Annotated in this window: 5 protein-coding genes; 1 reads left to right on the top strand and 4 read right to left on the bottom strand. The window is 64.0% G+C overall.

Annotation, left to right across the window (positions count from 1 at the left end; genetic code table 11):
- Window positions 1-205 precede the first annotated feature (205 nt).
- Genes pgeF through WCE35_RS17255 form a run of 4 tightly spaced genes read right to left on the bottom strand, consistent with a single transcriptional unit; the run spans window position 206 to window position 3,718 of the window.
- Window positions 206-970, bottom strand: a complete 765-nt coding sequence (gene pgeF, locus WCE35_RS17270) for a peptidoglycan editing factor PgeF (protein ID WP_424594544.1) — start codon at window positions 968-970, stop codon at window positions 206-208.
- Complete coding sequence (locus WCE35_RS17265) at window positions 967-2,088, bottom strand: class I SAM-dependent methyltransferase (RefSeq protein WP_424594543.1); 1,122 nt, start codon at window positions 2,086-2,088, stop codon at window positions 967-969. Before WCE35_RS17265 ends, pgeF begins: the two co-directional genes overlap by 4 nt.
- Window positions 2,089-2,128: 40 nt before the next feature.
- Entirely contained in the window at window positions 2,129-2,974 is an 846-nt protein-coding gene (gene lgt / locus WCE35_RS17260; RefSeq protein WP_424594542.1) for a prolipoprotein diacylglyceryl transferase, read from the bottom strand.
- 12 nt (window positions 2,975-2,986) lie between these two features.
- Window positions 2,987-3,718 (bottom strand): dienelactone hydrolase family protein, encoded by a 732-nt coding sequence (locus tag WCE35_RS17255; protein WP_424594541.1) that lies wholly within the window; start codon window positions 3,716-3,718, stop codon window positions 2,987-2,989.
- 184 nt (window positions 3,719-3,902) lie between these two features.
- On the opposite strand from WCE35_RS17255, the gene WCE35_RS17250 reads away from it, so the two are divergent.
- Window positions 3,903-4,196, top strand: a complete 294-nt coding sequence (locus WCE35_RS17250) for an accessory factor UbiK family protein (RefSeq protein ID WP_424594540.1) — start codon at window positions 3,903-3,905, stop codon at window positions 4,194-4,196.
- Window positions 4,197-4,236: the final 40 nt, after the last annotated feature.

Raw genomic sequence — 4,236 nt, 5'->3', positions numbered from 1 at the left:
GCGCGCAGGCGGCGACCAGCAACGATGCGGCGATGAACGCGCGCGGCGCGGTTCGGAATAAGGCTGGGATGATGTCCCTCATCACCTCAGAGCGATATCGTTAATTTGCGTTAAGGTCTAGGGCAGGAGGGCCGCAGAGGTAAATTGAGCGCGGCGCGCTCCGGGCCTGAAAATTTTCGCTGAACTTCAAGCAGTTCCGCCGGACCTATGGCTCCAGCGCGATCGCATGCACGTGGCGGCCGTAATCCGGCTCGCCACGATGCACGGAGCGGCGGTAGCTGTAGAAGCGCTCGTCGGAATAGGTATCGATGCCGGTATCGTCGATCATCAAAATGCCGGCATTTTCCAGCCGCATCCGGATGAAGCCGGCGAGATCGAACATCGCATGACCGTCGCGGGCGCCGGGCAGGAAGAACAGGGCGTTCTCCGCGTCCGCGTCCAGGAAGCGTTCGACGAATTCACGGCCCACTTCATAAGAGTGCTGGCGGATCAGGGGACCGATCGCGGCCACGATGCCGTTGCGGTCGGCGCCGAGGTTTTCCATCGCCTCCACGGTCGATTCCAGCACGCCTGTGAGCGCGCCCTTCCAGCCGGCATGGGCCGCGCCGATCACCCGCGCATTGGGATCGACCAGCAAGATCGGCCCGCAATCGGCGGCGGTGATGCCGATCGCAATGCCTTCGGTGCGGGTCACGATGGCGTCGGCGCGCGGCCGCGCGCTTGGCCATGGCCCGGTTGCCACCACGGCATCCGGCGAATGGATCTGATGCACCCCGAGAAGATGCGTGGGCGCAACCCCCATCTCCTGCGCCATCCGGTGGCGATTTTCCGCGACATGGGCCGGGTCGTCGTTGGAGCCGATGCCGCCATTGAGCCCGGCATAGATGCCGCCGGACACGCCGCCCTCGCGTGAGAAGAAGGCATGACGCAGGCCGGGAATGGCCGACAGCAGCGGCGATCGCAGGGTCATGATGGCGTGGCGTCCGGCGGCTCGTCGCTCAGGCCCGCGATCGCGGTGAGCCGCTGATCCGTGATCGCCAGCACCTTGAACATCGAGCCCATGCCGCCGCGGCCGCTATCGGTCAGGCGTTTCAGCGCGCCGGAAATATCTTCGGATACCTCGTGCGAGGCCTTCGCCATCAGGGTGACCGCGCGCGTCTCGATCCCGAGCCGCTTGAGAAAATCGCCCTGCGACACCGGCCCATGGACGCGCGCGCCGAGGTCCTCGGCGGCGCGCGCCAGCGCCTGAAAATCGACATGCGCGGTGACGTCGGTCTGGCCGGGATTCTTCAGGGGGTCGGCAAAGCTGTGGCGGGCGATGGCCTGAAAGGTATCGCCGGCATCACTGCGCATATGCCCGTAGTCGATGATCAGCGCCGCGCCGTCCTGGTCGCGGATGCGGGACGCGATCTTCATGATCTCGGCATCGGACCGCCATTCGAACACCGCCCCGACCGGAGCCGCGCGCACCAGCGGCGGCACCAGCAGCCCGAAGCGCGGGGTGGGTTCGGGCGCGGCGCCAAACACCAGCTTGCCGTCGGCGTCGATTTCGACCGTGCGCTCATGCCAGCCGGTCTCGCGCTTCACCGCCTGATGGATCGGCAGCACGTCGAAATATTCATTGGCGAGGATCACCGCCGGGCCTTTCGGCACCTGGTCGATACTGTCATGCCCGACGATGTCGCGGCTGCCCGACAGCGTCGCCCGCTGCTTGTCGCGCAGCACCGGATTGATCTCGACCAGATGGACGCTGAGCGACTGATAAAGCGGCGGCAGCACGCGCAGCGCGCGAAGCGCGTCCGCCATCATGGTGCCGCGGCCGGGTCCGAGCTCGACCAGCCGCAGCGATGGCGGCGACCCGATCGCCTTCCAGATCGAGGCCGCCCACAGCCCGAGCAGTTCGCCGAACATCTGGCTGACTTCGGGCGCGGTGGTGAAATCGCCTTCGCGGCCGAGCGGATCGCGCGACACGTAATAGCCGTGCTCGGGATGCGTCAGGCACAGTTCCATGTATCGCCAGACCGGCATCGGGCCGGACGATTTGATCAGATTCTGGATCTCCGACTGCAGCGGCGAAAATTCGGTCACGGCCTGCCTTGGATCGACTCGGACAATGGCTTTCGGTGCCTCACGGCACCGAACCGGGTATGGGCGTCGGAAATGGACGACGCCAGGCCATCACAACAATAATAGCGCCTGCAACGATCATGGGCACCGACAACAGCATACCCATGGTCAGGCCGCCCCACAAAAATCCAAGCTGCGGGTCCGGCTCCCGGAACAATTCCCCGGCGATGCGGGCAAGACCGTAGATCGCGATGAAGCTGCCGAGAACGAGGCCCGGCCGCTTCAACGCGCCCATCCGTACCATCAACGTCAATACCGTGAACAGCAGGATGCCCTCGAGCCCGGCCTCGTAGAGCTGGCTCGGATGGCGCGGTTCAGGTCCGCCATTGGGAAACACCATCGACCAGGGCAGGCTGGGGTCGGCGGCGCGGCCCCACAATTCGCTGTTGATGAAATTGGTCAAGCGGACCAGAAAGATGCCGATGGGAGCGACTGCGCAGGTAATGTCACCCAGTGACAAGATCGAAAGACCGCGTTTCCTGCAAAATCCGATCACCGCGACCACGCAGCCCAGAAAGCCACCATGGAACGACATGCCGCCTTTCCACAGCTCGACAATTTCGGCGGGGTGCTGGATGAAAAAATCCAGGTTGTAGAACAGCACGTAGCCGGTTCGGCCGCCTATTATGATGCCGACCGTCACCCACAGGATGAAGTCGTCCATGTCGAGCAGCGTGATGGGCGACGGCCCGCCCCACCATTTTGAGTTTTTGATCAGCGCGCGCGCATAGATCCATCCGAGCACGATGCCGCCGATATAGGCCAGCGCATACCAGCGGATCGCGATCGGCCCGATCGAGATGGCGATCGGATCGAACACCGGGAAGGCGATGGTGAGGAAAGGCATCTAGTCCTGAACTTACGAAAGATTGCGGCGATAGAGCGCCAGCAGCCGTTCCCAGTGCCGCTCGGCGGCGTCGCGGTCGTAGACCGGGCGTTTCGGGAACGCAAAACCGTGATGGGTGCCGGGATAGATTTCGACCTCGTTGTTCGATCCCTTCATGCCCGTCTTCACCCTGTCGATGATTTCCCGCGGCGCGTAGATATCGGTCTCGGCACAGGCGAAATACAGTTCGGCTTTGGTCTTTGACGCGGCAAGATGCGGGCTGTCGGGCTGGTCGGTCGCGAGATGGGTGCCATAGACCGAGGCGGCGGCCTTGACGCGATCCTGAAAATGCGTCGCCGCGTTGATCGCGTAGCGCCCGCTCATGCAGTAGCCGACGGTGCCGACGATGTCCGCGCGCGCGGCAGGCTGCTTGTCGGCATAGGCGAGCAGCGCCCTGGTGTCCTCCATGACAAGTGGAATGTCGATCGAGTTCATGAATCCGAACATCCGCTTGCGCTCGGGCGCTTCCGGGTCCGGCGGTATCGGCCCGAGTTCCATCACGCCGGAGCGGTAATACATGTTGGGCAGCATCACGTAATAACCCGATGTGCCGAGCCGCCGCGCCATGTCGCGCAGTTCCTCGCGGATCGCCGGCGCGTCCATGTAGAAGATGATGACGGGAAACGGTCCGCCGCGTTCGGGATGGGTGATGAAGGTGGTGGTGTGGCCGTCTTTGGTGGGAATCTCGATCTGCTGGTCGATCATGGGCGTTTCTTCTCGTTTTCCGATTTCTTGATTTGGCTTGCGCGTTCAATACGATTGCAAGGAAACCGCGGCATGACAAGGCAAGCGGAGGCGGGATCGGCATTCCGGCCTTGAACCGCGCCGCGAGGATCGCCATTGTCTGGGGGTTCGACCCCACGCAAGCGAAAGCGGAGAGTTTCGAAAGATGACCCAGACCAGCAACCGGTTTTTCGACGAGATCGGCCGCCTGATGAACGACGCCGCCGGCGCCGCCCAAGGCGTCAAGCGCGAGGTCGATGCGGTGGTGCGCCATCAGGCCGAAAAAATCCTGCGCGACCTCGATATCGTCAAGCGCGAGGAGTTCGAGGCGGTCAAGGACATGGCGCGGCTGGCGCGCGAGGAAAACGAGGCGCTGAAGGCGCGGATCGTGGCGCTGGAGGCGAAACTCGGGGTTTCGCCGGCGGCGCCGGATGTCAGCAGCCTGAAGACGGACGGGTAGGGCGCGCCCTCGGGCTTACCCTCCCCTGGAGGGGGAGGGT

Origin of the sequence: Bradyrhizobium sp. (assembly GCF_049691595.1) — a bacterium.
GTDB lineage: Bacteria > Pseudomonadota > Alphaproteobacteria > Rhizobiales > Xanthobacteraceae > Bradyrhizobium.
The sequence above is the reverse complement of the archived record's forward strand: the minus strand, read 5'-3'. Positions and strand labels throughout refer to the sequence as shown.

What these genes read in the sequence shown, in the direction of transcription:
- WCE35_RS17255 (WP_424594541.1), bottom strand. Translation starts at nt 3,718, where the DNA reads ATGATCGACCAGCAGATCGAGATTCCCACCAAAGACGGCCACACCACC.
- pgeF (WP_424594544.1), bottom strand. Translation starts at nt 970, where the DNA reads ATGACCCTGCGATCGCCGCTGCTGTCGGCCATTCCCGGCCTGCGTCAT.
- lgt (WP_424594542.1), bottom strand. Translation starts at nt 2,974, where the DNA reads ATGCCTTTCCTCACCATCGCCTTCCCGGTGTTCGATCCGATCGCCATC.
- WCE35_RS17250 (WP_424594540.1), top strand. Translation starts at nt 3,903, where the DNA reads ATGACCCAGACCAGCAACCGGTTTTTCGACGAGATCGGCCGCCTGATG.